This window comes from Bilophila sp. 4_1_30 (assembly GCF_000224655.1).
Lineage (GTDB): Bacteria > Desulfobacterota > Desulfovibrionia > Desulfovibrionales > Desulfovibrionaceae > Bilophila > Bilophila wadsworthia.
Window position 1 is genome coordinate 1 of record NZ_JH114250.1, and the last position, 1,396, is coordinate 1,396.

Below are 1,396 nucleotides of genomic sequence, written 5' to 3' on the forward strand. Positions count from 1 at the left end.
GGACGGCATCCTCGGGCGGCGCATGTACGCGCTGCCGCTCGACGAGGTGCGCGGGATCATGCGGCGTTACGAATCCCTCTAGAGGCCGCCGCGCCGCATCCCCCGCAACGGGCGCGGCGGCCCCCTTGTTCCCCTGAAAAGGAATGGCGAATGTTTTGAAGCGTTTGAAGAGTCAGGTTTTCATCGTGAGACAACCCTCTTGCCGAAAAAAGGACGCCCCGCGAATGGGAAGCGTCCCCCATGAACAAGGAGTTCCTTATGTGGAAGCGCTTTTTAGGCATCATGGCCGCGGCCCTTTGCGTGCTGAACCTGACCGTAGGCAGCGCCTTCTCGGCTGATCTCGTCAAAGTCCCCACCGCGTGGCTGGACGAGCACGAAACCTTCCTGATGTGGTACGCCAAGGAAAAGGGCTGGGACAAGGAAGCCGGGCTCGACATCGAGATGAAGCTGTTCAACTCCGGCCCGGACATCCTCAACGCCCTGCCCGCCGGGGAATGGCGTTTCGCCGCCGTGGGCGCCCTGCCCGCCATGCTCGGCAACCTGCGCTACGGCACCTCCATCATCGCGCAGGCCAACAACGAGGCCGCGCTCTGCACCTCCGTCGTCGTCCGCGCCGACAGCCCCATCGCCAAGGTCAAGGGCTGGAACAAGGACTACCCCGAAGTGTACGGCAGCCCCGAGACCGTGCGCGGCAAGACCTTCCTCGCCACCACGCTGACCTCGTCGCACTATGCCCTCAGCACGTGGCTCCACGTCCTCGGCCTCAAGGACAGCGACGTCGTCATCAAGAACATGGACCAGTCGCAGGTCGTGGGCGCGTTTGAAAACAACATTGGCGACGGCATCGCCATCTGGGCCCCGCACACCTTCATCGTCCAGGAAAAGGGCGGCGTGGTCTTCGCGGGCGACATCGTGCACTGCAAGAAGTCCAACCCCATCGTGCTCATCGCCGACACCAAGTATGCCGAAGCCCATCCGGACGTGGCCGCGAAGTTCCTCAGCGTGTACATGCGCGCCGTGGATCTCATGAAGAATACGCCGCCCAAGCAGTTCGTCGAGGAATACCAGAAGTTCTATCTGGAATTCGTGGGCAAGGAATACAACTACAATCAGGCCCTGCTCGACCTTGAGACGCATCCTCTCAGCAACATCGACGAACAGCTCGCCATCTTCGACGACTCCAAGGGCCCGAGCCAGGCGCAGCTCCACCAGTCCGACATCGCCGCCTTCTTCTCGGGCGTGGGCCGCATCACCGCCGATGAAGCCGCCAAGGTTGCCGACGGCAAGTATGCGACCGACAAGTACCTGAAGCTCTTGAAGGAGCAGCAGAAGTAATTGGGGAGTATAGAGAAATATTGGGGAGGGGAGAGGGAACCTTTCTGGAGAAAGGTTCCCT

At 61.4% G+C, this 1,396-nt stretch carries 1 protein-coding gene; it reads left to right on the forward strand.

Annotated elements, in window-relative coordinates; translation table 11 throughout:
- Positions 1–258: 258 nt before the first annotated feature.
- Entirely contained in the window at positions 259–1,335 is a 1,077-nt protein-coding gene (locus HMPREF0178_RS19930) for an ABC transporter substrate-binding protein (protein ID WP_009369342.1), read from the forward strand.
- Positions 1,336–1,396: the final 61 nt, after the last annotated feature.

What these genes read in the sequence shown, in the direction of transcription:
- HMPREF0178_RS19930 (WP_009369342.1), top strand. Translation starts at nt 259, where the DNA reads ATGTGGAAGCGCTTTTTAGGCATCATGGCCGCGGCCCTTTGCGTGCTG.